Origin of the sequence: Actinomadura sp. 3N407 (genome assembly GCF_052245875.1) — a bacterium.
Lineage (GTDB): Bacteria > Actinomycetota > Actinomycetes > Streptosporangiales > Streptosporangiaceae > Spirillospora.
In genome coordinates, this window is sequence record NZ_JBQQBP010000037.1 from 1 (window position 1) to 25,162 (window position 25,162).

Here is a 25,162-nt window from a genome sequence, read left to right on the forward strand (position 1 = left end):
TTCCGCGAACGGGTACCGGACCCCACTTGAGGTCCACATCGAGTACCTGGAGCGACAGCAAGCGGCGTAGATCTACCCGCAGATCACCCATCAGGACGCTGTCCGGAAAACGCGCGGCCCCTCAAACACCGGGACGCCGTTCAGGCCGCATCGATGGATGATCCGGTGTGCTGCGGCCGTGTCGGGGTCGACGAGTGCGGTCACGGCGAGCCGGGCATCAACGGCCAGGGCCCGGACCCAGCGGCCGGCGACGAGCCCGCAGCCCACGACGATCGTGTTCATCGGGCACCGTCCAGACACGGCTTCAGCAGGCTCCATGCCTGGTCGGCAACCGCGCCTGCTCCAGCGGTGGCGTCGATGACCAGGCAATGCGGGGTGATCGGGTCGGCGAAGTGACCGTTGAAGGCCTGGGCGAAGTCCGGGTCGTAGAACAGCGGCGGCATACCAGCCCGAGCTCGTGCCCGTCGTGCCAGCACGTCGTGGCTGGTTTGAAGAAACAGCGTCACCGCCGGGACCGCGACCTGTCCTCGCTCGATCGCAGTGGCGACGAGCCGGCGAGCGTGGGCCCTGGCGTCCAGGCCCTGCATGCGTCCGACTGCGCGTACGTGGGCCAGCAGGGTGTCGACCGTCCGGTCGAGCACGACCACACGGCCCTGGTCGAGGGCGCTGCGAGCCTGCCGGTGGCGGAGCTTTTCGACCTCAAGATGGGTTGCCAGCAACGCGAGCTGGTCGGCTTCGGTACGCACGTCCCGGTTGGACAGCGCTTGCGGGTCGGGTGCGGCGTGGTAGTAGCACGGCACAACGCACGCCTCGCCCAACGGGCCTGGCAGACCGGCGTCCAGGCGTTCGGCCAGAGTGCGGGCGAGTGTGGTCTTGCCAGTGCACGACACGCCTTCCACTCCGATCATGATCACGATGGGGCTCCTGAAGGTCGCGGAGTGCGATGGGCCTTCGGCGAGGGCGCGGTGGTCGTGGTGGGGTGACGGTCTCGGATGGCGTCGGTGACGGCCAGCCAAGGTCCGACGCTGCGCAGTAGGTAGGCCGCCAGCAGGGCGCCGCAGTCCCTGCAGAGGTCGGCCGGCGACCGTTGCGCTTCGCGGATGCGGAGGGTGGCGAGGATGGGGACGACGGTTGCGAGCGTCAGGCCGGTGATCGCGGTGGCCCGCAGGGGGAGGCGCGAGCGGGGCGCGAGGGCGGCGAGGGCTGCCAGCACAGTGACGGGGCTGGCGGCAAACCAGGCGGTGCCGCGGTACAGGGCAACCGCGGCGACCAGACGACGATGCGGTGCGGCCCCCGCCCGGCGGGCGGCGGCGTCCCGAAGGAGCGTCGGGTAATCGAGATAGGAACAGAACCAACGGCGACCCTGCGCGATGATCTCCGCGGCCGATTCCGGGCCCGGGACCGTCGTCAAGTACGGCACGCTAACGGTGGGGATGCCGGCCACAGTGAGCGCGACGCCGGTCGGCACGTCGTCCAGGACGCTGTTCTCGGGGAATCCGCCGATCGCGGAGAGAACATCGTGGCGCAGGTACAGGCCGTGGCCCACCGGCTGCGACAGCCCGGCCCGCCATCGCGCCACGGTCCCGGGCCGGGTGGCCGAATGCTGGTGGCGGCGGGCATAGGGGACCTCACGGCGCAGCGTCCAGATCGACTGCAACACCGCCGCTCCCCGTGCCCACACGTCGCCGCGGACGGGAGCGGTGTGGAGGGCATGCTGCTGGACAACTGGAGGCCGGTCGGCAAGGCAGGCGTACACAGCGGCCAGGGCCTTTGGGGCGGGCCGGGAGTCGACGTCATACACCGCCAGGTAGCCGCCCGGCGGGAGGAGACGAGCGGCGTGGTTGAGCTGGGCGGCCTTGCGTCCGAGCCCCGGGTAGGTGAGGTGGCTGATCCGCTCGTCGGGGACGTCTGCCAACTCGCGATCGACCACGTCCCGGGTACGGGGGGTTTGAGCCAGGATGGCTGCGGCATCCTCGACTGACAGGCATCCATGCTGCTTGGCCGCACGGAGGGCGGTCAGCTCGGGCGCGGTGAGCTGCGGGAGCCGGGCGCGGGTCAGCGGGCCCTCACAGGCCGCGCGGGCCAGCAGGTCGCGGTCGTGGTCTTCGCGGGCCGTCGACACCACCGTGAGCGACATCCCCGGAAACTGCGGCAGTATCGTCCGCCACCAGGCCAGCGCCGCGCCGACGTGCTGCTGTTCGCGCAGGACTGGCACCACGACCTGCACTAGCGGAACAGGGTCTTCCCGCGGCCGCGGCTCAAGTTCGTGTCGGTCGAGCCAGGATAGGGTCCGGGCGAGCTGCCAGGAACCGGCACCGTGCCGCGCCACCAGGGCCACCGAGCAGGCCCAGGCCAGGGCGCGGGCGGCCGTTCGGGCAGTGGTCTCACCAGCGGCCATCGAACTCCACCTTCCCTACGGCACGCAGGAACTGCCGGTAGATCTCGCCAGGCCGCCCGGGCGGGTAGTCGTCGCGCCAGGGCTTGGCCGGGCCAGCGAAGTGCAGGATGGAAGCGTCGGGCTCGTCGGCCAGCAGCATCGCCAGCGGCGAGTACGGTTCGGCGTCGTCGTGCCGGTAGCCGGGTTGGGCGGCCAGCGGTGACAGCGCGAAGGTGTTCCACCGCCGGCCCAACCGCCGCCACTGATCGTCGGCGGCGACGTTGAGGGCATCCTGGTCCCACAGCCGTGCCTGGTCGCCGTGTTCGGCCAGGAAAACGCGGGCCGCCGTGAACAGTCCCTGGCGTTCACACACGGCCAGATCCATCAGCATCACACCCGAGTTGAAGTAGTCCCGGCCCCACGGCAAGCCCAGCTCGGCCCAGCCGGGGAAGGCGATCCCGGCGCCGATCACGGGATTCTGCGGGTCGCGGACCGCGCCGAGCGGCGCGCCCTCCAACGGGGTCAGCAGCAGCGGGCGCAGGTCGCCGAGGACGATGGTGTCGACGTCCAAGTACAGGACGGTGCCGCGGGGGCCGATCGCGTCCCCGATCTCCAGCCGCAGGTAGACCGCCTTGGATACCCATCCGGAGACCGGCGCGGATTGAGCGGGCTGGACCGGGTAAAGCTCCAGCTCGATGCCGAGGCGGTCGGCGTGGAAGGCCACCCGGTCCCGGCCGGTACGAGACAGGTATTGGTGCAGGACTAACATCCGCAGGCCGGTGTGTTCGGGGATGGCGGCGAGCGAGGCCATCAGCACGCACAACGGCAGGACGTATCGGTCGTCGACGCAGCACACTATGGGCGCGAGATCGGCGCGCTTCATCGTCGCGCTCCAACGCTGATGTCGACCTGGCCGCGATACCAGGCCAGCGTCCGCGCCAGCCCGTCGGCAAGGCTCACCTTCGGCCGCCAGCCCAGCTTGCGGGCAGCCAGAGAGATGTCCGGGCAGCGACGCCGAGGGTCATCGGCGGGAAGCGCGACGAACTCGATCGATGCCACCGAACCGCACAAGTGCTTGATCAGCTCCGCCAGGTACAGGACCGAGACCTCAGCAGTGCCGCCGATGTTGACCGGGCCCGCGTAGCCGGAGGCCATCAGGCGGGTCAGCGCCTGCACGGTGTCGTCGACGTAGCACAGGGACCGGGTCTGGCTACCGTCGCCGGCGACGGTCAGCGGCTGCCCGGCGCATGCCTGCCGCAGGAATGTCGGTACGACCCGGCTGTCTCCGCTGGACATGCGCGGCCCGTAGGTGTTGAAGATCCGCGCGATCGCGGTGCGCGTACCGAGCCGGGCATAGGCCGCGGCGACCGCCTCGGCGAACCGTTTGGCCTCGTCGTAGACGCTGCGCGGACCGATCGGACTGACGTTCCCGAGGTAGGACTCGCGCTGCGGGTGCTCCAGCGGGTCCCCGTACACCTCAGAGGTGGAGGCCAGCACCAGCAGCGCGTCCTTGGCCTGGGCGACCTCGGCCATGTTCAACGTGCCGATCGACCCGGCCCGCAACGTTGCCACCGGCCGGGCCAGGTAGTCGCCCGGTGCTGCAGGGGACGCCAGATGCATGACCGCGTCCAAACCGCCCCGGATACGGCACGGCATGATGACGTCCTGGTGGCGAAACTCGAAGGCCCGATGATCGGCGATGGCCGCCAGGTTGGTCACGTGACCGGTCGACAGGTCGTCGAATCCGACGACGTCGGCCCCCGCGCGGACCAGGTGCTCGCACAGGTGCGAGCCGAGGAAACCGGCCGCGCCGGTGACTGCGATGCGGGCACCGGCGACATCCGGCCCGTCCACGTGCACCTCTCTAGGGGCAGCAGCCGTGGTGGTCACGATGGTCATGTGCTCCTCCCGGGATGAGCTGGGCCGAAGAAGTCGACCCAGGCGGCCGCGATGGCGGCACGGTGGCTTGCGGACACCTCGTAGAAGCCGGGCTCGTGGTCTTGTTCGGCCAGCAGCCCGGCGGCGACGGTCATCTCGGCCTTGACCAGGTGGATCGCCGACCCCATCGCAGAGGTGTGCAGAAAGTTGACGGCGTTGCCGTTGCCGAGCAGGTAGAACGACCGGCCTTGCGCGGACCGGATCCGGGAGACGCCCGGGATCAACTCGGTGCGGACGTAGCCGCTGCCGGATTCACCGAGCGCAGCCAGATCGAACTCGTCGTCCCGGGAGGTGGCACCGGCAAGAAACGCATCTTGTTTCAACAGCGGCAGGTGCTCGACCGTCAGAGCGCGATTGCCCGTAGCCGAGAACACAAGGTCACAATGCGCGAGGGCGTCGGCCAGATCGGTAGAGCCATATCCGACCGACAAGGCTTGCGCCTGGCGGACCGGGTCGATATCCAGAACCACAACCCGCACGTGCCGCGAGTGCAGCGCGGCGGCGATCCCGGCACCGATCTTCCCGTACCCGATCACGCACGCCTGACGGCCCTGCAGCACCTGGCCGAGATGCCGCAGCAGCGTCTCCACCGAGAACACGATCGCCTCGCCGACCAGACGATCCTCAGGTTCCTTTAGCGGGCTGCGGGCCACGCTGTAGACGCCGCACGGGAGCTGCGGCAGCGCCTCGTAGCGGCGGTGGCCGTTCTCGGTGTCCTCGACCACGCCCGCGATCTGGCCGGGCAGCCGCTCGCACAGTTCCCCGAGTGCAGGAGCGAAGTAGCCGCCAACATCCGACAGGACGATCCGCCGGCCTGCGGCTCGACGACGTACGTAGCCCGTCACCCAGTCGGGGTCGGCGAACAGGGCACGGTCGAGCTCGTCACAGGGGTAGAGCGCGGCGGTCTGCTCCAGCGCAAGGTCATTGGCCGACTTCGGCTTGGGAAGGACGGCCGCGATCGTGGTCGTGTGGCCCAGGGCGATCAGGAAGTCCATCTGTCCCGGCAGCACATGGGTGACGGCCAGGCATGCGGCATGGGTGATCGGCAGTGTGGAGGCCAGCCAGCCGAAGAAGTCTCCGGCGGCCGGCGACGCCAAACCGGCGGGCATCGCCGGGCGGCCGGTGAGCTGAGCGAGCTCACCGATCATGTCCCCAGGCGGCAGGTGGTCCTGCAGATCCTGTCCTGTGTCATCTCCGGTGCTGTGACCGGTCCACATCCGCTCGGCCGGCGCGTTGTCGCGGATCTGGGCGGCCAGGCGCCACGCCTGGGGTTCGGCGATGATCAGGTGGGATTCTTGTTCGCTGCCGTCTTGGTGGTGGAGGCGGATGGTCAGCGCCCAATGCCGACCGGGCCGGTGGTGGATCGGCCCGTCGCGGAGCGAGGCGTAGGCGACAGGAGAAGGGACGGGCAGCAGCGTGGAGGCGTCAGCCGCCGCGGACCAGTCCTCTCCATTATCGGGGGGCCGTAACCGGTAGGTGAGCCAGTTGGCGCCCTCCTCACCGGGGACACCGACAATCACGCCGACCTGGCCGTCCCGCCTGCTGTCGGCGACCAGGTCGCCCAGCCGCGGCCAGGATCGCAGTGGAGCGTCCGCCGCCTTCGGCACGCTGTGAGAGGTGGTCATGCCGGGACGGTAAATCCTCTACCGGACCCGAATATGACTCAGAGGAATATAACGGTCATTCGTCCAGGTGGAAGCGGTCGGACATGTGGCGGAGCCGCTCGCGTGTGATGGCGCGCTCGGCGTAGACCAGCGATCGCAGCGTCGAGCGGGCGATCGGATGGTTGCGGATGAGCTGCGGGGCCAAGCGCTCAGCAGTCTCCAGTTCGGTCAGCGCCTTGACACGGTTGCCGTCCCACAGCCACGCCCGGGCCAGATCAAGATGGTGGTGGCCTTGCCGGGAGTTCGGCAGGACGGTGACCACGTGGGGGTCGGCGCGGGCATTCAACTCCAGCGCCCGGCGCTGGTCCCCAGTCTCCAAGGCGACAGACACCGCGTGGATGGCGACGTTTCCACTGGAGAAGGTCAGCGAGTGACGGTCATAGACCTGCGGCCCTGCCTCGGCGTCCATCCGATCGGCAGCCGTCTTGGCGTAGGCGATCCGGTCCTGAGCCTTGTCGGGGTCCCCGGCACGGGCGGCCGACACCCCGGCACGCAGATGCAGAGACCCCCACGCCCGCACGGTGAGCTGGTCACCGCGGTCATAGTCCCGTTCGAGATCACCGAGCGCCTTGTCCAACAAGGCAAGCGAATCGGTCCAGTCCGCAGTCGCCCACATGTCCCACGCCCGCATCCAGTCGGCGACCGCACCCAATACAGGATCCCCTGACAGCCGGGCGGCCCACGCCGCACGCTCGCACGCCATCGCTACCAGCTCGGGATGACCGAGGGCGTGCGCTGCAGTGTGGGCGAACTTGCACATCACTCCGTACAGCGCGAACGCCTCCTCGCGTTCGTGGCCGGCCGATACCTCTGCCAGCGCCCGAGCCTCCCGCAGCATGTCCGGCAGCGCCCGCAAGATCGTGACATTCGCCGCCGCGTCCCGGAGGCGGTGCAGCCGGGTCATCTCGCTCCACAGCACCCCCGACGCCCGGGGAGTCCCGTCGAACACCGGGGTCAGGTCGAACCGTCGTAGCTCCCGCACAATGGACGACGCAGCGGTCTGCCACTGGTTCTCCCCCGCAGACGCCACGTACGGTCGCCCGATCAGGTCGTTGGGGTGGATGTGCAGGGCTGCCGAGAGCTGGTTCAGCAAGCCGACCCGGTCGAGTTCAATCTGCCCGCGCTCCATCTTGGAAACCCAGCCCTGCGTTCGCCCGAGATCGGCGGCAAGATCAGCCTGCGTCATCCCGAGCCGGAGACGAGCACGCTTGGCACGGCGGCCAATCTCCTCGGCTTCCTCCAGCATCACCACTCCTCGATTCCAGCGATCGGGCATTACCGATACCGTACCGACCAGGTGAAGCTTCTCCGAGCCTCGTTTCCGATTGACCAGCCGATGATGCGCGGGACGAGAGTCCATGACGTTGCCCCTTTGGTATCACCCCTTGTCGACCTGATCAGCGAGACAGGTCACGGGCCTACGGCGGTGCTGGTCTAGCGCACCCCACAGTGAACGCAGCATGTGGTCGGGCAGGGAGGGGCGCTCTTGCATTACTGCACCAGCCCTATCAGCGAAACTGCGCGAAGGCCTCATCCTCCAGGACCGGCAGCCACCTCCTGGACGATCGGAGGGGTCTCCTCCGTTGCTGGATGGGTACCTGGCAAAACGGTGGGCCAGGTCGGCGCGGCCGGTGTGGTCGGCGCGTCACGCGACGTACAGGCGGCGCACATGACCAGTGCCCGGACAATCTCGCGGGCAAGCATCACCGCACCCCTTCGGGCCATGGGTTCGGGCATGGGTGTGTGGGGGCCCAGCAGGGAGGGCGGCCATGCGGTTCCGGTGTAGGTGACGGTGAAGACGAGGTTGCGGAGCCGGACGGTGGCTTCTGCTTTACCGTCGCCGCCGATCTCGGAGTATCCGGAGTAGGCCTCATCGCCGACGTGGAGTACGCGGTTGCGGCGCTCCCCTGCGGCGTGGTCACGGTCACGCTGGGCGGCGAAGGTTTCGCGTGCCTGCTCGGTTGCGCTACGCGATCGTGTGGCGGACATGATGGACACGCTGATCAGCACTCTGCGGAGTCGACGATGGCCTTGCGTGCCCGGCAGGGATTCCTCGCGTCCGACCCGCAGGCATGACCAGTCGTCGGTGCCGGTGTGCCACGCCTTATTGTCCCCGCCTGGCGCGAGTCGCTGCAGGGATGCCGATGTCGGCAGTGCACACGCATCGGCGATGGCCGTGAAGTCGGCTGTCGGTGGCCGTGTCGCGTGTGGCCGTGCCGCGGGGGGCTGCGTTGCCAGCGACGACTCGGTCGCGAAGGGGAGAGGCGAGTCGGTGTTGGAGTTCGTCTGGGCGGAACGCATGACGGGGCCGGTCGCCAGTCCGATGCCCACGAGCGTGAGGAGCCCTAGCGTGACGGCAAGGCACCACTTTCGACGTTTCTTAAGGTATGCGGCAAGTCGGCGCCTGCGCGGGGCTCGTGGGGAGGTACCGAAGCTTGGTGGTGGTGTCGTCGGCAGGTTCAACGGCGGTGGCGTTGACCGAGGCGGGTTCTGCAGCGGGCGTTCTGTAGGCGGACGCCGCCACAACGGCGGTGCGGGACGTGGCGTTGGTCGTGGTGTCGGGAGCGAGCGTTCGGGGGGCTGGCTGGTGTGCTGGGCCGGGGACTGCGGCAGTGTGTTCGGATCGGTGTGCAGGTCGCCGGAAGATCCGTGCGGGAGGGGGAGCGCGGCCATGGTGTCTGTGATCCCTTCGCTGGGACAGCACGGTTCGCCGCACAGACTTCTTCTCACGGGTTGCTCGCGGTGTGACATGCCCCCCGATGGGTGTGTGAGCTGAAGAAACGTGTCCCGTGACGCGCTCTGTCTGCTGTGGCGGTGGACGTCCGTCAAGAGCTGGTCTCGATGGTGCTGGGGTACGTTTATGGCTCTGCCGCCGGTGGCCCACGTCGCGCACCACGCCTGCGCGAGACCCTCTGTCTGGGGACCCCTGTGCTTGAGGGCGCCGACGATGACGACCAGTGAAGTCTCAACGCGCGATGACTATCGGAGGTCGGTGCTGCCGGGCCTTCGTCAGCGTCAGCGGCCGTATTGTAGGTTCCGCATTGGCCTGTCCAAGCGCGGTGCCCTGAGCAGGTCTTCCGCAAGCCATGGCCAAGGGCTTTTCTATGATCAATCCGCGGAGCTTGGCCAATCGATTCAGCTTATGCCGGTGGTTTCAGCGTAGGTCGATCTCGATGTGGTGCTCGGTGAGCATGTCCTGGAGGTAGTCGAAGGTGACCGCCGGGCCGAGTCTGCGCTTGTCGTAGCCGGGGACGAGGTGGGTGCGGGCGACGCTCGAGGTATGCCACACGATTCGGAACGGGATCTGGGCTCCGAACCCTCCGGAGAAGCAGTCGTCGAGGGCGTCGAGGTTCCAGCCGAAGTATCCGCCGGGGCCGTTGATCGCCTCTCCGATCGCGCAGTAGAACCCTTCGATGTCGGTCACGAACCGGCCGTCGAGGTCATAGGTGCCGCCGGCCGGGCTGTCTGGTTCGCGGGAGCGGCGGGTCAGCGCCATTCCGGCCCAGTAATGGCGCAGGGTCCGGTCATAGTCGGCCCAGAGGTTCTTGTCGGTCGGGCGGCCCCGGTGCCAGTGCTCCAGGATGTCGAGGACTCCGGTAGGCAGCGGTTCCCTCGGCTCGCTGGCGATGGTGACGTCGAGCAGCCCGGCGCCCAGTCTGGACGGTTCGCCTGCCTCGACCATCCCGTATACCGCGGCTTCGGTCACCCGTCCGACCGAACCGTCGGCGGTGACGGCGTAGACGTCGGCGATGATCCGGCGACCGCGCCGAGCGGCGTCGGACTGCGGTCCCGCCGCGGCCAGCGCGGCCAGCAGCGGAGGTTCGGGCTTGCAGCCGAGCAACCGGATGTTCGGCACCGGCGGGGCGGACTGCTCGCGGAAGACTCCGCGAACGTCCAGGCACTTGCCGTAGGGCGCCCCATCGCGGCTCTGGAGGAAGAATTCGGTGGCGTCGCCGGGACGTTCCACGGCCTCGGTGCGGTCATAGACGTGGACGAACCCGTCGAAATCTATATCGACCGTGCCCGGCAGCGCTTTGCTCGGCTGGTGCGCGAGCACGACGAGGTCCCCGACGTCCTCGCCCCACCAGGACGGCGGCGTGCCCGGAGCCGGTTCAGGACCGGCGAGGTACAGGTCGCCCAACCAGGCTCGTTCTGTGCCGAGCTCTTCAACGGGCACACGTTCGAGCAGGTCGGCGAGCGCTCCCTCCGGCCTGCAGCCGACGAGAGTGAACTGCTCCCGCGGGCGGGGCGGCAGATCGACGAACACACCCTCAACCCCGGCGCACAACGCAAGCGGGATGTCGTCCTTGTAGGAGCCTTCAAAGCCGATATCGCCAAGGAGTAGCCAACGCGGACCGACCGGATGCTCCCACGTCCACTGCCGCCGCTCCGGCGGACCATCAGCCTGAGAACCGTCCATCATCGTCACCCCGCGACACTAACGTCCGGGTCACTCGGATAGCCGATCTCTGTGATGTCGCCCACCAGATCATCAAGCCGGATCTCCGGGTTCAAAGCCGTGACGATCTCCTGGGTCAGCGGCTTGAGGCTGTAGACGTGCTCGACCGCCTCCAACGCCGGCGCCAGTTCGTGGTACTCCTCCGCGAACTCGGCGTAGGCCCGGGCCGTTTCCTCCAGCAGGAGTGCGAACAGCCACTCGGCGCCGTCGGCATCGCACTCCCCGTCATCCGGGACGGTGACCTCACCGCACCTCCAGGCAGAATCGGCGCGTTCCCGCCACAAGCACACCGTTGCCCGCAGCAGCCCGTTGGAATCGCCGAAGGCAGGCTCTTCCACCTGCCGCCGGAACACATCCGGAAACCGACTCGATCAACCCCGGCCACAGTTCCGGTGGCCGAACACGCCAGGAACTCATCGGCGACTCGTGGGCGAACGCCTGCGCGTAAACCCCGGCCTCCGCGAACACGATGGCGTAGTCATCGCCGCTCCCGTTCCGCATCGAGGCCATCTCCTCCGACGGCGCCCACTGGGTGTCATGGGAGTAGTAGCGCCATTGCCATTCGGGACTCATGACGGCATCCAGCATCGCCAGAGCCTTCGACCGCGCACGCACAAGCCCGGGGCTCCGGAAGCTGCGCGATCACTCCATAGACGGACACAGCGCCCATAGAAGCAGAACGAACCGCTCGTCGCGTCGCCGACTCGGGCTTGCCGTCGGATGCGTCGGGGTGGCACGTTTTGGGCCGTGAAGCGCGATCAGTTCTGGACGTTCATCGACGACGCTCGCAACGCAGCCGAAGACGCGAATGACGCCGACAGCGTCGCGACCAGCGCCATCGAGATCATGACGGGATGGTCGGCCGACGCAATCGCGCGCGTGGAGCAGCCCCTCTGGGACGTTCTCGCCGAGTCCTACCGGGGTGATCTCTGGGGGGCCGCCTACCTGATCAACGGCGGCGCGTCGGACGACGGCTTCGAGTACTTTCGTGGCTGGCTCGTCAGCCAAGGCCGCGCGGTCTACGAAGCCGCGCTGACCGACCCCGACTCTTTGGCTACCGTCCCCACGGTGCTCGAAGCCGCGTCGGCCGGACACGACCTGGACGGAGAGGCGATCCTGAGTATCGCCTGGCACGCCTACCAGCAGAAGACCGGCGAAGAACTCCCACCCGACAACGCCACCCACCTACCCTGACATCCACTTCGACTGGGATTTCGACGACCACCCCGAGACCCGACGCCGCCTCCCCCGTCTCTCGGAGTTGTTCCGCGAGTAGCTGCTCCCAACAAGCCCTCCTCCCCGGTCGCGCCGCGGGGACGGCCGTGCGGGAGACTGTCTCAACAGTGAGCCGCTCCCGGCTCGCTCCGGTTTTCGGGGAGGGCGGATGTGGTGGGAGGACGACCCGGTCTACCAGGCGGTCCACCGGGCATTCGTCGACGGTGCCCCTCTGGTTCAGGTGGGCGGCCCGCTTGATGTTCGTGCTGTGGTCGGAGCACTGTCCCAGGAGGCCAAGGACGCATTCGCCTTCGACCAGATTCCGTGGGACCGCTTCCCGTGCGGCCCGCAGACCCGCGACGATGTGGCGCGCATGCGTTCCGACGATCCCGACGTGGTGCGGCAGGCTGTGCGGGGGGTGAACGGGGAGCTCGCCAACAGCTCCTGGTCGGTGGCAGCACTGGCCGTCCCGTTCCTGCTGCGGGTCGCCGCCGACCCGCACGGGAGCTGCCGCGCCTACGCGCTGGAGGTGGCGGCCGATGCCGCCCGGTCGACGCTGGGACCCGGCCGCCGACAGATGCTGCGGCTGCCCGAGGACGAGCAACTGTTCGAGCCCAGCGGATACCCGGGCCATTGGGGCATCGCGGCCGCCCGTGACGCGATCACCGCTGACCTCGACCTGGTCCTGTCGCTGCTCGCCGACCCCGCCCCCGACGTTCGTCCCTACGCCGCGTACGCGGCAGTAGCAGCGTCCGGGCGTCTCGACGACGTTCGCTCCGCCGTGCAGGCGCGCTTGGGCGTCGAGACCGACCCGATCGTGCGCGCCGGCCTGGTGTTCGCGGTCGCACAACTCGCCTGCAGGCTGCCTGATCCGGAATGCCTGACCTGGACCCAGACCTTGTGGGCGGACCCAGCAACGCCGCCCGCGGTACGGATCAGCGCCGCGCTCAGCTGGCTGTGCCTCACCGACTCCCCTCCGCCAGAGGGCCTGCTCTTCATCCTTGACGTGTGCGCGACCGACGACACAGCTCGGCTGATGGCGCCCTTGCCGTGGCTGCGGGCCATCAGCTACGACGGCGTCACCGCGCTCCACCGCTGGGTGCGTGGGCTCCTGCACCCCGACACTTGGCACGAAATCGACGACCCCTGGGCGCCATCCCCGACCCAGGGTGAGCTCTATCTCGCCAGCTGGTTCAACGGTCTGCCACCTGGCCGCCTACCCGATCCCTACGAAATGCTGAAGAACACCAAATGGGCTCGGCTCGGTACCCCGATGGGCCAGGCCGCCTCCCTGCCAGCTGCACTCGCCCGTCTGCTCGACCCCGACCCGACCGTCAGGGCAGACGCCGCGCGGGACGTGCTCACCGAGGTCACCCACCAGAACACCGTGTACGAAGCAACGGTGCCGGTCGCCCTGTACATCGCGGCAATCCTCAATCTCCCCAGCACCACCGCCGGCGAGCCCGCCGGGGACCTTCTACCCACCCGCTTCACGCTACTGGAATGGCTCGGCGACACCAGTGACGACGCCGACGACGAGTCCGTCGCGGCCGGCGCCCGCATCTTCGGCCCCGACCACCCGGACGCGGACTCGACGGTGCGGATCTACCGGGAACTACGCCCCGCCGTCTACCGCGCCGTCCAGGAACTCCTGGACGACCCCGACTCGCGGGTCCGCGACGCGGCGCTGATCGCCGCGATCCCCCTCGCAGAGCACCCCGCCCTCGCCGCCCAGCGCGACATCCTCGCCGACCGGGCCTGCCTGCTCCTGGCCGCCAGCAGCAACCGTCACCACCGCAACCGAGCCCTGGACGCACTCCGGACGTGGGGCCACGACACCAGCACCCTGGAGAACACCGAAGACGCCGCTGCCCGGCAGCGGTACAACCTCGTCCGCAACCCCGACCCGTGGGCCGGGGCAGGAAGCACCGACGATCCACCCTTCTGAACCGAGCGACCTGCTGGCATCGATCACCGATCGGTTGCACCTTCAGACACGTAGGATCAACGGCCATGTCCACCGGTCGCTGGAGTCAAACGCTGGAGTTCCTCCAGGAAGCGACGTTCAAAGACGTCCTTCTGCCCGGCCACGTGGACAGCGGCCAGCCGGGCGACCGACGGCAGCGCCAGGACAGCGGCTTCGGTCGTGTCATCAGGAAGAACGCCAAGGCGTTCAGCGGACATCCTGACGGCCATGCGCCGTTCAGCCGGGTTGCCGGTCAGGCCGGCGTCCCACCGTTCCAGGAGTTCGACCAGGGCCCGTTTGGTGTCAGGGAACCGGTGGGTCGACCGTGCGAGACGGCGGGCGTAGGCGGTGATCTCTTCGGTTAGTGGACGCCTGAGGTCGGCGGCGTGCTCCCAATCGAGGATGGACTTGGTGTGGACACTGAGATCCGGAATTGGACATCAATCTGCGGAACCTACACGTATGCGGCGGTCGGGGGCCTGCGAGTGAGGCGGTGGTGGAGGTCCACGGTGTCGGGGTGGGGTTCGAGTTCGGTGTCGACGGCGGCGAGTTCCCGTAAGCATCCAGACCATGCCTCGTGGACTCCGGCGGTGTTGCCGGCGGCGTGTTCGGCGCGCATCACCATCCGCCACAGCTGTTCGGCCGCCGGGTCCGCGATAAGGCCGACGCGGGCGGCCCGTCCGGCGCCGGTGATGGCGCCGGTGGCCAAGTCGAGTTCGGCGAGTAGTTCGGCGGCGTCCACGATGGTGGCCCGTATGGTCTCCAGCAGCGGGGTGTCGATCCACCAGTGGTAACAGCCTTCAAGGGGTCGGCCGCGCACCAGTTGCAGGGCTTGGCGGAGCTTACGGGCGGCGTCGCCCTCGTGGGTCCCGGCCGCATCGACCAGCGTCTGGAAGTGGGTCCAGTCCAGTTCGGCGTCGTGGAGCCGGTAGATGCCGTCTCCGACATGGACGATGCGTTCGGTGCCGTCGGCGGCCTGCCCGAGCCGCCGCCGTGTCCGGGTGATGGCCTGTCGGAGGCTGTCGCTGCCGCGTGGATGGTCAGGGTCGGGGCCGAGTAGGGTCCGTAACTGGTCGTTGCGGAGTCCGGCGGGATTGAGAGCCAGCAGTAGCACGATCTCAAGTTGCTTGGGCTGTAGATCGTGGTGGGCGCCGGTCACCTCAAGCGGCCCTAGGACACCGATGGACAAGCCGGCCGAGTGCTCGTCCTCGGCAAGCTCTACGCGCGTCCGGGGGGAGATGACTGGTGTGATCGGCGGGACCCGGAACTCGGACGCGGCGAACACCTCGTCGCTCTGTGTTCGCGTGCCGGATGCTGGACCCGGCGGCGCAGAGGGTAGGTCGAGGGTCCCTCTCCGGGGAGAGAGGCCGCTTCCCGGCGTGGAACCCGTGCGGGGTCGGAACGGTAGGAGGTTGGTTTCACCGGAGGAGGTGCTGCCGTGGTGGTCCTGGTCGTCTGAGCCGGTGTGGTCGGTGGTGGTACGGGACGGTTCGGCGTCGACAGACCAGAATGCTTCGTCGGTGCCAGGTGCGCGGGTGGCGCCGACGTTGTGGGTGGCGCTGCCATAGGGCGGCTGGTCGGCGGCGACGTCGCTGGTATCGGCTGCAGCGGTCAGCACGGTGACGATGGCGTTGTAGTCGTCGCTGGTCAGCGGGTGGAGGGTGACGGTGAGATGCAAGGGCTCGATGCGTAGGGCCGGGGCGTGCTGTCCATCGGTGTCCAGGGTGAATCGCGCGGGAAACTCGGTGTGGGTGGCGGCCGGCAGGATCGCGGCTAGCCCGCCAGTGCCGTCGACGGCTGCGAGGAGGTGCTGTAGTTGATCGTGGTTGGGTGGGGTCCGGGATACCAGGAGGGTGAGGTCGTTGTCGCCGCTGCCCTGGAGCCGTAGGGCTCGGACATCACCGGCGCCGGACTCGTTGGCGTCATCCCCGAGCCGTCGGCGGATGGCCTCGGCGCGGCGGGCCAGAAGGTCCAGTGCCTCGTCCAGGTCGCTGCAGGAGTGCACCCGTCCCTGGACGACGGCGAGTTCGTCGAAGCCGACCAAGACGGTGTCGAGGCCGGTCCAGGGGTTGGTGGAGACCTCAGTGGCGATGGTGCCCAAGATAATCTCGATGAGCTGCGGGTCCCCGTCGCAGCCCACGACGCCGAGGGTTTCCACGTTGACCAGGAGTTGCCCTCCCGGTCCGGTCTGGCCGACGTTGATCAGACCGGGAAGGGGGTCACCGCCCTGATCGCTGGCCGCGTCCGCGGTGTCGTCGCTGAGCAGCCGCGTGCGTCCGTCGGGGGTGAGTTGCCAGCACATGTCGTTGCTGCCGGGGCGTACGGCGAAAGGCTCGGGGGCGACTCGGCTCGGACGGGCGAGCAGGACCTCGACGGTGTCGGCGGCCAAGTGGACGCCGACGATCTCCGGTGGGTGCAGGTTGGCCTGCCGCAGACCGTGGGCCAGCGCGCGGAGCGCGGCGCGTAGTACCTGTCCGGCTTCCTGGTCCACGGTGGCGGTGTGTGCTTCCCAGGCGAGGCGTTGTTCCACGTGGCGGGCGTGGGGGAGGTGCGGTAGCCGGATGCGTCGGCCCCGGCGGCGGTACTGCCGCTGCATGTGCCGCATCTGCGTGATCTTGGTGAGCACTCCACCGGCGATCATGCCGGTGGCGAAGACGGCGGTCAGCGGCCCCCAGGACACGGCGCCGTCATCATCGGTGCGGTCGGGCGGCTGCAACGGCTCGGAGGCTGCCGCGTCGGGGGCGGGGGCCAAAGGGCTCACGGACGCCGAGAAGGCGGTGTTGGGCATGGGGGATGCCGGTGGCGACGCCGAGGTGGAGACGCCGAAGGGGCCGGACGTGTCGCTGAAGGGGGTGTGCTGGTCGGGGAGCATCAGGATGCTTCCTGAGGCCAGGGCGCGGGGATCGGAGATGTGGTTGAGGGCGGCGATCTCGTGCCAGCGCTGCCCATCGCCCAGGCTGCGTTCGGCGATCCCCCAGAGAGTGTCGCCCTTATGTACGGTGTGATGCCCCGGTGCAGTATCGGCCGTTGGTGTGTCGTGCGGACCTGTCGGTCCACCGTGGGAGCGGGCATGGGGGACCGCGACGGTGTGGGTGTCGAGGTCTGCTGTCACGGCGGGCGCGGTCGCTGCCGGTGGGGATGCTGCCGATGCCAGTGCGACTGCCGGAGGGGCGCTGGTCATCAGGGTGACACTGGTGATCAGGCTGCGGGCCAGGTGCTGCATTGATCCCAGCCCGAGGAGGCGTGGGGCCGCGCGGCCGCGGGTGTGGGCGGCGATTTCCAGAAGGGTGGAGACGCAGAATGCGGCCCACAGTAGCCAGGCCAGATCACGGACGACGAGCAGGATCAGGGTGTCGTCGGATGCGGGACGAGCCAACGCGTCACGGACCTGGTCCAGGGACGGCAATTGCCCCGGAAGGGGGTTGCCTGCCGCATGCGCGAGCACCAGCGGCAGCACGCCCACGACGGCGGCCAAGGCGACTAGCGACCCCAAGCCGCGCGCCAAGCCGGCGGGACGCGATGGGGAGCGATCCGGGCGGGGCGATGAGGAGGTCACTGGCCGTCTCCTGAATCCACGCCGGTCACGAGGTCGGCGGTGGCGGTACGGGTCGCCGTGACCGTTTCGACGCCGATGAGCGACAGCATCGGTGCCGGGCGGCTGATGGTGACGGTGACGCGGACCCGGCGAGCACCCACCGTGGTGACGGTGCCGCGCTGCCCGGCGCCAGCCAGGTACGCGCGCGCCTGCCGCACGGCCGCCTCTGGGTCGATCGACTTGACACCGGTCCGGTAGACCTGGGCGCGGTTGAGCTGCCCGGCCCCGGCGCGGGCGGCTTCTTCGGCGACGTTGCCGGCCTCGCGCCCGGCACGTAGCTTCAGCCCCTGGAAATACACCAGCGAGGTGACCATCAGCGCACCGACCGCAAGGAGCACCACGAACACGGTTACCTGACCACGGTCCACTCCGGCGGCGGCCCTTGGACGGAACATCGCTGCCCCGCGGACTGATAGCCGCCGCCACCACGGTGTCGACGGTTTAGGGATCGTCTCCGCAGCGCCGGGAGGCGCCATCGACCGCACCCGCATGATGGTCATCAACCTTCCAGGCTCAAGCTCCGGTCAGGTTCAGAATTGGTGAACCCGAGGTCTCTTCCTCGGTAGGGGTCGATGGGCGAGGAGAACCGCGCCCGGATCGTCGTTGCCCCTGGAAGGCCGGGAATGAGCAGGTCGGACAGGGGGAGCTGGCAGTCGACTTGGGCGGTCACGGCCGCTTGGGTACCGACCGGACGCCGCATTCCCGCGGTGTGGAGGGTTGTCACGGGGGTGCAGCGCAGGCCCTCGCGTTGGAGTGCCGCACGGGCACTGCCGCTGGCCTGTGCGGTGGCGGAGCCGGGGTCTCGTGCGATGCTGGCCTGGCGGGCGGCGTCACGGGCGGCCGCCTCCACCGCCTGATGCGCATGCTGAGTGCGGCCGATACCGATCATCAAAGCCAGCAGCAGCAACAGGCCCGGCGCGAGGATCGCGGTCTCCAAAGCGGCGCTACCCCGCTCCGGGGCACGGCAACCCCGGCGCGCTGTAGGGCGGCGGACCCAGGCATAGCGCCCTGGGCCGCACGGCGCCGCGGTCATGGGGAGTCCCCGGGCACGGTGAACCGTTCACGTGGTGCCCGCACCGTCTGCGAGACCGTCGGGTCGAAGAACGGCACGAACGACGGCGCGTGGCCACGGACGGTTACCGCCACGGTGCCGGTGTCGCTGTCGGCGGTGTCCACCGACACGTGGTGGAGTTCACCACTGCCGACCTCGGCGGCGAACTGCCGCGCGGCCGTGGTGGCGGCGCCTGGAGGAGCGTCCCGGACCCGCCCTGCCCGCGCCCCTTCGGCCGCGGCGGCGTGCGCCGTTGACCGCGCCATGTACCACCATCCGGCCTGCAGCAGCAGGGCGAGCAGGAGCAGCAGCCCGGGGGCCAGGATGGCGGTCTCTAACGCGGCGCTGCCCCGCTCCCGCGGTCCGGTGCGCCGCGCCCGGGTGGCCACCGCGGTGCGGAACCGTACGGGCGCTTGAAGGGGCCGCCACCGGGTCACTTGATGTTCCCCTTGCGGTTGTTGATCGCGGTACCGATCGCGGCGATCACGCCAGCGGCTAGCAGAGCCAGACCACCGGCGATGATGGCGACTTCCAGTGTGGTCAGGCCGGCGTCGCGGCGGTCGGCCTGTTTCAAGGTGCGGATTCGGTCGCGCAAGACGTTGAACATGGCGGCCGCGTACGTGAACTCAGGCGGCATTAGGGGTCACCTCTGATCAGTTCGTGAGGAGCAGGTAAATCTGGGGGAACCCGAGCAGGGTGATGAACGCGAGCCCGATCATGGCGATCGGCACGGTCATCGTGGTGGTGCGTGAGCCAGCCTCATATCGCATCTCGGCGAGCTGCCGGGAGCGGATCTGCTGGGTGTAGGCGGTGATCGAGTCAACGATCTTGGCTCCCTCGTTTCCGGCCAGGTCCGCCAGGTCGGCCAGGTCGCCCAGTTCGTCCACGCCGATCTCGGCGCCGAGCCGAGCCAGTCCCTGCCAGGGGGTGAGTCGGGCGTGCCGGGCGGCCTCCATGGCTTCGGCGATCCGCCGGAACGCCCATCCGTCGCTGGCCAGCGGTGCCCGCTCCAAGGCTTCGCTGGGGCCGGCGCCGCCGACGAACGCCAGCCGGACGAAGTCGAAGTAGGCCGACAGTGCGTGCCGGAAGTCCAGGCGCCGTTGCGCGGCAGTGGACCGCACCGTCGCATCCGGAACCAAGAAGCCCGCGACGGCGAACCCGAGGGTGGCCGCGCCTGGCACCGTCCATGGCACGCCCAACCCCTGAACGGCGGCCAGTCCCGACAGCAGCAGCGGCAGGCACAGCCCGAACGCCGCCGCGGCGGCCTTCTCACCGAGAAACCGTTCGGGTGTCTTCCCCAGGAGGGCCAGGTCCTGGCGGGGGATCGGCAGGCCACCGGGCCCAGTGACCCGACGGGTAAGCTGCCGTGCCCAGCGCGCTGGCCTCCCGGCCGGTTCGGCGGCGCTGCCGGGGCCAGCCGCTGCGCGGTCGGCTCCGGCCAGTCGCGTCAGCACCGCGTCCAGCCGTGGGGGATGGCGGCGGACACCCGAGATCATCAGCAGCACCCCGGCGCCCAGCAAAGCACCGAACACGATCGCGACCTGGACCACCGTTTCCTCACCTGCCTTGGACACCGATGTCGATGCCGCCCCCTCCGGGGGCCTGACCATCGGGTACGGCAGAGGAAGGGGTGGCGGGCGTACGGGTCAGAAAACGTGCGACGGGGGGCTGATTGGCCAGCCGATGCATGACCCAAAGGCCGGTGCCGCAGATGCTCAAGATGACGGCGAGTACCGCCTGCCCCAGCACCGTGCCGTAGGGGGCCGAGTAGTCGGGGCGCAGCATCAACGCGACCCCGAACAAGATGAAGATCACGGCTAGGCCGCGGACGGTGGTGCGGTGCGGCGCCCGGGAGGCCTCCACCTCACGCCGACCCGCCACATCGTCGGCCACCAACGACGCCAGATCATTGAGCAGCCGCTGCACCCCGCCGCCGCGGACCTGCGAGGCTTGCAGCAGCGCGCCGGTGACCAGGTCACCAACCGGGTCATCGAGGTCGTCGGCCAGCCGGTACAACGCCTCTTGAGTGCTCACCCCCGCCCGTAGCCGGGCGGCCAACGCCGACACCTCCGCGTCGATCGCTGCGGGGGCGTGCCGAACGCTGGTCTGCAGCGCGTCCTCAAGGCCATGACTTGCCCCCAACAGCCCTGACAATTTGCGGACCCACTGCTCGATAGCGTCGAGCCGCACGAGCTGCCGTGCAGCGGCACGCCCGGACATCGCCCGCGGCAACCACACCGCGGCGACGGCAGCAGCGATCGCCGCAGCCGGCCAGCGGGTGAGCAGCAGGACCCCGCCGCCAGAGCCCAAAGCGCCCACCGCAGCGAACCGGTGTCGCCGCTGATCCGGCAGGGTGAGCAGCCTGGTGAGAGCAGCGGCGAACCGGGACGGCGGCCGCGCCGAGGTCACGGCACTACCGAACAGCCCGGCGTAGATCAGCAGCACCCCGCCTCCTGCTCCGGCCCCGCCCAGGAGCGCCAGCAGCGTGGTCATCTGCGGCCTCCAGCCGAGGGGACCTCCCACAACGGGTGGGCCTGGGTGAGCAGCCGACGGTCGAACCCGGCCAGCTCCAGCTCCTCGACCCGTTTGGGAGTGACACCGGCCGGGACGGCCTGGCCCTCGGGACCGGGAACGAAGATCCGGTTGATCGCCGGTTCGTGTCCATCGGCGGGTTCCAGGACCTCGATGGCCTCGGACACGTAGCGCTGCCCGGTGCGGTGATCGCGGCGAAGGTGGACGACGAGGTCGACGGCGCGGCCGATGAGCCGGAACAGATCAGTCGGCTCGGGGTGCTGATCTGCGTAGGCGCACAACGTCAGCAGTCGACCGAACACCTCCGGGCCGGAATTGGCGTGCAAGGTCGTCAGGCTGCCCTCCAGCCCGTTGTCGATGGCCTGCAACAGCGCCAGCATCTCGGCGTGGCGGACCTCCCCAACCAGGATCCGGTCCGGGTTCATCCGCAGCACCTGCGGGATCAGATCGGTCAGGGTGATCGCCCCAACGCCCTCCTGGTTAGCCTCCCGTGCCTCGAACGACACCACGTCCTCATGGCGGCCCAGGTGATCGAGGTAGAGCTCCCGCTCAGATTCCAAGGTGATGATGCGTTCGCTGGGGTCGAACTCGCTGCACAAGGCGCGCAGGAACGTGGTCTTGCCTGCGGCCACCCCGCCGGTGACCAGAATGTCCAGCCGTGCCCGCACCGCCGCGGCCAGGAACGCGTGCAGGGCCTGGTCGATGGTGCCGCGGCCGACGAGTTCGTCGAGAGTGACCTTCATCAGCCGCTGCTTGCGGATGGAGACATGGGTGCCGGTGGTGACCGACATGGTGGCCGCCATCCGCACCCCCACGCCCAGCGCGACGTTCAGCAGCGGGCGGGCGCTGCTGAACTCGCGTGGGCTGGCCGTGCGAGCCGCCCACCGGCGGACCTTGTCGGCCAGCTCGTCATCGGACTCGGCGATCGCGGGCCCGGGGGCTTTGCGGGCGCCGGCGTAGCGCAACCACACCTGGCGGGGCCCGTTGATGTCGATCTCTTCGATGTCGGCGTCGTCGAGCAGCGGTTGCAGCACCCCCAGGCCGAAACGGTCGTCGAGCACGGCTCGGGTCACCCGTTGCTGTTCGGTCGCCGGCAGCAAGATTCGGCCCGCGTTCGCCTGCTGCTGCGCCCAGCTGCGGACCTGCTCGGCCACGGCGAGCCGCGTCCGGGTGTCGTCGGGCTCGGCGTCCAGCAGCACTTCGTCCAGCACCGTGTTGATGTGCTTGACCGCGGTGCGCAAGGCGTCGTCGTCGAGACGTTCCTCGGCCGTGGCGGCCGTGGCGGCCGGGGCGGCGCCAGCGGTGGAACGCGCCGGCCACACCCCCGTCGGTGCGGCAGCCGGCCGCACCGGCGATCCCGAGGGCATGGCCGCGGGGGGTGGCGGCGAGGTGGGGGGTTGAGTGGGAGCGGCCGGGACTCGTCCGGGCGGAGGCCAGGTGAAGGAACCGTGGGTCATGGCCGGTGGGCACCTTCCGAACTGGCCGGCTGGATCGGGGATCGGCGCAGACCGTGTTCGATCGCGCCGCGAAGGGCCCGCGCTGCTGTTCGTGCTTGGAGCAGCAGGTCATTGGACGGGGTCAGGCGGCGTTTGGTATCGCCATCAGACAGGCGGGCTGCGCTGCGCGGGTCGTCGGGCAGCTGCACCACGACCGCGAAATCGCCGCCCAGCGCGGTGCGGATCTCGGCCACCGAGTGCGGGCCGCGGCCGATCACGCACAGGCCCACCACCGAGCGCCTGCCCAGGGCCTCGCGGATCGCCGCGACCCGGGGGCGGGCGGCGACAACCTGCCGCAACGTGGGCCGCAACACCAGCACGATGAGATCGGCAGCGGCCAGGACCGCGAACGGGTAAGCGACCGCGCGGACTTGGCCGACGTCAGCGATCACATCCGTGGGATGGCGGGCCAGCACGGAGGCGATCTGCTTCCACGCCACCGCAGTGATGGCCTGACCCTGGAATGGGTCGGCGGGGCCGGGCACCACCCGGCGCTCGCCTGAATCGTCCAGCGGGTAGCTCTGCTCATGCAGTGCGATCCCGCGGGGATCCTCAGCGAGCTGCCAGGCCACCTGCAACAGCCCCCGATCGGCCGGGTAGTGCCCGCCGAACAACCCGGACAAGACACTTCCGCCATCGGTATCGCATTCGGCCATCAGCGCCACCGACGGCCAGGCCAGCGTCAACGCCACGGCGGTGGTGGTCGCTCCTGGAGCGCCTCCGGCTGAAACCACAGCGGTCAGCGCCATGTCACGGCCTCCTGCTGGTGACCACCAGCGCGACCCGCCCCAGCGCGGCCTGCTTGGCGACCGTAGGCCCCGATTCAGCGGCGATCAGAAGATTGACCACCACGCTGCCGTCGGCATCAGGCGCAGACACCCGGTCGACGGTGGCCGCGGCCTCGGTGCCCAGCGGTGACGCACCGCCCGCGGCCCCGTCCGCTCCGCCGGCCGGTGTTGGGACCACCAACACCTGGTCACCCGGACGCAACGACCCCGCAGGCAACTGGCCGCTCTTGAGCCCGACGGCCACGATCTGCTGACCCTGTACCGGGGTGAGAGTGCTGGTCAGCTGACTAGGAGACAGCAGCGACCCGGCCCGCAGATCCACCGCAGCGATCTTCCCCACCACGTCATGGGCCTGCGCCGCAGGAATCGTCCGAACCGGAGCCTCCACCCCCGCCCTTGTGGCCGCCACATCGGTCGCGGCGATCGACGCGCCCACCGGCACATCGCGGACGATGACGAGCACCTCGGCGCGATCACCAGCCGACACAAGCAGCCACGCGACCACCGCAGCCGACACCACGACCAAGAGCAAACCCACCAGAACCCGGCCTCGCCGCGCCGCACGTGGCAGCGGCTGCAACGAGGCAGGTGCCGCTTCGCCGCTGGCGGGCGGCAGTGCGGAGACGCCCCGGCGGCCGCTCACTGGCCACCTCCATTGAGGGCCTGCCCTTCGGTGACCCGGACTGCGAAAGCCGATGTCACCGTGATCGGGGTCAGGGCGCCACCGGCTCCGCCCGAACCCCGCCAGGTGCCACCCCAACCGACGGTCGCAGTGGCCTGGTAAGCGTTCCCCGGCTGCTGAGCGGAACTGCGGGTGTAGGTGAAGGTGCACGCCGACGCCGATGCCGTGATGCCGCCCCGGTACGGCGTGCCGCCACCAGGACAGTGAACCGGCGCGAACCCGCCCCCGGGACGGATGGTCATTGTCTGGGGAGAGGCGGTGAGCTCCACCCACACAGCCCCGGCAGACTGACGCACCGTCCTGGGCCGCCGCTGGGCGGGATCGAGCCAAAACCACTGCGCCAACCCGACCACACCCTCGCTGCCACGGGGCGGCGCCGTCACGATCTTGGGCTCGGGGAGCCGCAGCTCATAAAGCGCCCGTTGCAACAGATCCAGCGGAGTCACGGCTGTGCCGCCGCCATCAATGGCGGGCTGGCACCCGGCGATGGCCCCGAGCGGGCCGCAATTCAGCGTGTCGCAGCCGGAGTTCGCCGGGATCGTGGCAGGGCAGCCACCGTCGGAGGCATCAGCGGCCGGTTTGCCGGGCCCACCGCTCGGTCCGCCTCCGTCCCCGTCACTCGGCGCACCGCCAGGATGTCCGGGTGCTTGGCCGTCGTCGCTAGCGATTCCGCCCCAGCCCCATGGACCTGGACTTGGAGGGGCCGGGTCTGCCCACGCGGGACTGGGTGTGACCGCGAGCGCCGCGACCACCAGGACGCTGCCGGTTACACGCCAGCGCTGGCAGATGGGGGAGTGCATGGTGCCTCCACGGGCCGGATGGACGACACGCGCCACCGCGCGTCGGCGCCCCTCTGAAACCTCACCGAAAAGTTGATCTTGGCGCTGCCGCGGGTTCCGGGGATCAACTGGTGTGTGCGGGAGTCGGCAAGGCCAGCTCCACTGGTGTCTTGGCAATCACCTAGCTGTGCCGTTGAGCCCGAGATATCCACCGCGTACACCCTGATGGTGATCTTTCCCCACGGTTCCCGATGCTTGGCCCTCACCGCACGGATCCCACGTATCTGATCTTCGATCACACCAGGGGTGGACACCGGCTCCAAAAGCTTGCGTGCCTGATCCTCCGGCACGGTCGCCGCCTTTCGGGTGGCCTCCCAGTACTGGTGATAGCTCGTGATGATCGCGTCACGAGGAGACGGGGAAGACGCACTGACAGAGGGGGTGCCGCTACCTGAGGGCGCGGTGAGCGGCGGCGACGATGGCACCGTTACCGGATCGTCTGAATCCGTCGAGCACCCCGGGCCACTGACCGCCACAACGATCGCGCCGCAGGTCGCCAGAACGCGGCGCGACGGCAGCCGGCCGCCGGCAAACGCCCATGCGTGACAGCGTCCGGGCGA

The 25,162-nt window shown here is 69.4% G+C and carries 23 protein-coding genes; 3 read left to right on the top strand and 20 right to left on the bottom strand.

The annotated features are described in order from the left end of the window. Nucleotides 1-90: 90 nt before the first annotated feature. The 10 genes from ACTWPP_RS43195 to ACTWPP_RS43240 form a co-directional block, all read right to left on the bottom strand. Nucleotides 91-282: a hypothetical protein gene (locus ACTWPP_RS43195; protein ID WP_443110285.1), complete on the bottom strand. Its 192-nt coding sequence runs from the start codon at nt 280-282 to the stop codon at nt 91-93. Continuing rightward, complete coding sequence (locus ACTWPP_RS43200; protein ID WP_443110286.1) at nt 279-914, bottom strand: AAA family ATPase; 636 nt, start codon at nt 912-914, stop codon at nt 279-281. The genes ACTWPP_RS43195 and ACTWPP_RS43200 overlap by 4 nt, the downstream gene beginning before the upstream one ends. Next, on the bottom strand, nt 911-2,398 hold the full coding sequence (locus tag ACTWPP_RS43205; protein ID WP_443110287.1) for a glycosyltransferase family 2 protein: 1,488 nt from the start codon (nt 2,396-2,398) through the stop codon (nt 911-913). The genes ACTWPP_RS43200 and ACTWPP_RS43205 overlap by 4 nt, the downstream gene beginning before the upstream one ends. Beyond that, nucleotides 2,385-3,260: a glycosyltransferase family 8 protein gene (locus tag ACTWPP_RS43210; RefSeq protein ID WP_443110288.1), complete on the bottom strand. Its 876-nt coding sequence runs from the start codon at nt 3,258-3,260 to the stop codon at nt 2,385-2,387. The genes ACTWPP_RS43205 and ACTWPP_RS43210 overlap by 14 nt, the downstream gene beginning before the upstream one ends. Beyond that, nucleotides 3,257-4,276, bottom strand: a complete 1,020-nt coding sequence (locus ACTWPP_RS43215) for an NAD-dependent epimerase/dehydratase family protein (RefSeq protein ID WP_443110289.1) — start codon at nt 4,274-4,276, stop codon at nt 3,257-3,259. Before ACTWPP_RS43215 ends, ACTWPP_RS43210 begins: the two co-directional genes overlap by 4 nt. Next, on the bottom strand, nt 4,273-5,922 hold the full coding sequence (locus ACTWPP_RS43220) for an NAD(P)-dependent oxidoreductase (protein WP_443110290.1): 1,650 nt from the start codon (nt 5,920-5,922) through the stop codon (nt 4,273-4,275). Before ACTWPP_RS43220 ends, ACTWPP_RS43215 begins: the two co-directional genes overlap by 4 nt. Before the next feature lie 73 nt (nt 5,923-5,995). Continuing rightward, nucleotides 5,996-7,225, bottom strand: coding sequence for a helix-turn-helix domain-containing protein (locus ACTWPP_RS43225; RefSeq protein WP_443110291.1), 1,230 nt, complete (start codon nt 7,223-7,225; stop codon nt 5,996-5,998). Nucleotides 7,226-7,509: 284 nt separating this feature from the next. Then, entirely contained in the window at nt 7,510-7,989 is a 480-nt protein-coding gene (locus tag ACTWPP_RS43230) for a hypothetical protein (protein WP_443110292.1), read from the bottom strand. A gap of 1,144 nt (nt 7,990-9,133) precedes the next feature. Then, nucleotides 9,134-10,246 carry a barstar family protein gene (locus tag ACTWPP_RS43235; protein WP_443110293.1) on the bottom strand — a complete coding sequence of 371 codons (1,113 nt, stop codon included), beginning with the start codon at nt 10,244-10,246 and terminating at the stop codon, nt 9,134-9,136. 158 nt (nt 10,247-10,404) lie between these two features. Then, nucleotides 10,405-10,791: a hypothetical protein gene (locus ACTWPP_RS43240; protein WP_443110294.1), complete on the bottom strand. Its 387-nt coding sequence runs from the start codon at nt 10,789-10,791 to the stop codon at nt 10,405-10,407. Between the two features lie 394 nt (nt 10,792-11,185). On the opposite strand from ACTWPP_RS43240, the gene ACTWPP_RS43245 reads away from it, so the two are divergent. The 3 genes from ACTWPP_RS43245 to ACTWPP_RS43255 all read left to right on the top strand — a co-directional run bounded on the left by ACTWPP_RS43245 (nt 11,186) and on the right by ACTWPP_RS43255 (nt 13,984). After that, nucleotides 11,186-11,632: a DUF4240 domain-containing protein gene (locus tag ACTWPP_RS43245; protein ID WP_443110295.1), complete on the top strand. Its 447-nt coding sequence runs from the start codon at nt 11,186-11,188 to the stop codon at nt 11,630-11,632. A 289-nt stretch (nt 11,633-11,921) separates the two neighbouring features. After that, nucleotides 11,922-13,601: a hypothetical protein gene (locus tag ACTWPP_RS43250; RefSeq protein WP_443110296.1), complete on the top strand. Its 1,680-nt coding sequence runs from the start codon at nt 11,922-11,924 to the stop codon at nt 13,599-13,601. Between the two features lie 65 nt (nt 13,602-13,666). After that, nucleotides 13,667-13,984: a hypothetical protein gene (locus tag ACTWPP_RS43255; protein WP_443110297.1), complete on the top strand. Its 318-nt coding sequence runs from the start codon at nt 13,667-13,669 to the stop codon at nt 13,982-13,984. An 89-nt stretch (nt 13,985-14,073) separates the two neighbouring features. Here ACTWPP_RS43255 and ACTWPP_RS43260 read toward each other — a convergent pair whose 3' ends face one another. The 10 genes from ACTWPP_RS43260 to ACTWPP_RS43305 form a co-directional block, all read right to left on the bottom strand. After that, a complete protein-coding gene (locus ACTWPP_RS43260) occupies nt 14,074-17,094 on the bottom strand; it encodes a BTAD domain-containing putative transcriptional regulator (protein ID WP_443110298.1) in 3,021 nt (1,006 codons plus the stop codon). 77 nt (nt 17,095-17,171) lie between these two features. Beyond that, on the bottom strand, nt 17,172-17,705 hold the full coding sequence (locus ACTWPP_RS43265) for a pilus assembly protein TadG-related protein (RefSeq protein WP_443110299.1): 534 nt from the start codon (nt 17,703-17,705) through the stop codon (nt 17,172-17,174). A gap of 8 nt (nt 17,706-17,713) precedes the next feature. Beyond that, nucleotides 17,714-18,151, bottom strand: coding sequence for a TadE/TadG family type IV pilus assembly protein (locus ACTWPP_RS43270; protein WP_443110300.1), 438 nt, complete (start codon nt 18,149-18,151; stop codon nt 17,714-17,716). Nucleotides 18,152-18,243: 92 nt separating this feature from the next. Then, the gene (locus ACTWPP_RS43275; protein WP_443110301.1) at nt 18,244-18,654 is read right to left on the bottom strand and encodes a TadE/TadG family type IV pilus assembly protein; all 411 of its coding nucleotides are present in this window, start codon (nt 18,652-18,654) and stop codon (nt 18,244-18,246) included. 44 nt (nt 18,655-18,698) lie between these two features. Continuing rightward, on the bottom strand, nt 18,699-18,902 hold the full coding sequence (locus ACTWPP_RS43280; protein ID WP_443110302.1) for a hypothetical protein: 204 nt from the start codon (nt 18,900-18,902) through the stop codon (nt 18,699-18,701). 16 nt (nt 18,903-18,918) lie between these two features. Beyond that, nucleotides 18,919-19,815, bottom strand: a complete 897-nt coding sequence (locus ACTWPP_RS43285; protein ID WP_443110303.1) for a hypothetical protein — start codon at nt 19,813-19,815, stop codon at nt 18,919-18,921. A 7-nt stretch (nt 19,816-19,822) separates the two neighbouring features. Then, nucleotides 19,823-20,758, bottom strand: a complete 936-nt coding sequence (locus ACTWPP_RS43290) for a type II secretion system F family protein (protein ID WP_443110304.1) — start codon at nt 20,756-20,758, stop codon at nt 19,823-19,825. Continuing rightward, complete coding sequence (locus ACTWPP_RS43295) at nt 20,755-22,146, bottom strand: CpaF family protein (RefSeq protein ID WP_443110305.1); 1,392 nt, start codon at nt 22,144-22,146, stop codon at nt 20,755-20,757. Before ACTWPP_RS43295 ends, ACTWPP_RS43290 begins: the two co-directional genes overlap by 4 nt. Before the next feature lie 104 nt (nt 22,147-22,250). Further along, on the bottom strand, nt 22,251-23,042 hold the full coding sequence (locus ACTWPP_RS43300; RefSeq protein WP_443110306.1) for a hypothetical protein: 792 nt from the start codon (nt 23,040-23,042) through the stop codon (nt 22,251-22,253). 1 nt (nt 23,043) lies between these two features. Then, nucleotides 23,044-23,724: an SAF domain-containing protein gene (locus ACTWPP_RS43305; protein WP_443110307.1), complete on the bottom strand. Its 681-nt coding sequence runs from the start codon at nt 23,722-23,724 to the stop codon at nt 23,044-23,046. Nucleotides 23,725-25,162: the final 1,438 nt, after the last annotated feature.

Coding starts and splice junctions, on each gene's coding strand:
- ACTWPP_RS43195 (WP_443110285.1), bottom strand. CDS start 282: ATGAACACGATCGTCGTGGGCTGCGGGCTCGTCGCCGGCCGCTGGGTC.
- ACTWPP_RS43205 (WP_443110287.1), bottom strand. CDS start 2,398: ATGGCCGCTGGTGAGACCACTGCCCGAACGGCCGCCCGCGCCCTGGCC.
- ACTWPP_RS43210 (WP_443110288.1), bottom strand. CDS start 3,260: ATGAAGCGCGCCGATCTCGCGCCCATAGTGTGCTGCGTCGACGACCGA.
- ACTWPP_RS43215 (WP_443110289.1), bottom strand. CDS start 4,276: ATGACCATCGTGACCACCACGGCTGCTGCCCCTAGAGAGGTGCACGTG.
- ACTWPP_RS43225 (WP_443110291.1), bottom strand. CDS start 7,225: ATGCTGGAGGAAGCCGAGGAGATTGGCCGCCGTGCCAAGCGTGCTCGT.
- ACTWPP_RS43255 (WP_443110297.1), top strand. CDS start 13,667: ATGTCCACCGGTCGCTGGAGTCAAACGCTGGAGTTCCTCCAGGAAGCG.
- ACTWPP_RS43265 (WP_443110299.1), bottom strand. CDS start 17,705: ATGCGGGTGCGGTCGATGGCGCCTCCCGGCGCTGCGGAGACGATCCCT.
- ACTWPP_RS43280 (WP_443110302.1), bottom strand. CDS start 18,902: ATGCCGCCTGAGTTCACGTACGCGGCCGCCATGTTCAACGTCTTGCGC.
- ACTWPP_RS43290 (WP_443110304.1), bottom strand. CDS start 20,758: ATGACCACGCTGCTGGCGCTCCTGGGCGGGGCCGGAGCAGGAGGCGGG.
- ACTWPP_RS43300 (WP_443110306.1), bottom strand. CDS start 23,042: ATGGCGCTGACCGCTGTGGTTTCAGCCGGAGGCGCTCCAGGAGCGACC.